General features: G+C 34.2%; 1 protein-coding gene. It reads right to left on the bottom strand.

The annotated features are described in order from the left end of the window. Positions 1 to 231 (bottom strand): AAA family ATPase (locus tag CSR02_RS16765; RefSeq protein ID WP_208616793.1); only part of this gene is annotated, 231 nt, incomplete at both ends.

Here is a 231-nt window from a genome sequence, read left to right as displayed (position 1 = left end):
ACCTACCCTCATCATACCAAGCTGCGTAAGGTGTTGTTGTTTTTATCTTTTTCTTATCAAAATCATCTAAGCTATAAAGAGACGACGCACCTTTATTTTTTTCACAAAACCATATCTGATCTCTTCTCATTTTCTCTGGAGCCATTAACTGCATATTATGGGTTGAGAATACAAGTTGTGAGCCTTTTTTATTGACATCAGGATCATTAAATAACTTAACAATCAAGTCAG

This window comes from Acetobacter pomorum, assembly GCF_002738225.1.
GTDB classification, from domain to species: Bacteria; Pseudomonadota; Alphaproteobacteria; order Acetobacterales; family Acetobacteraceae; genus Acetobacter; species Acetobacter pomorum.
The sequence above is the reverse complement of the archived record's forward strand: the minus strand, read 5'-3'. Positions and strand labels throughout refer to the sequence as shown.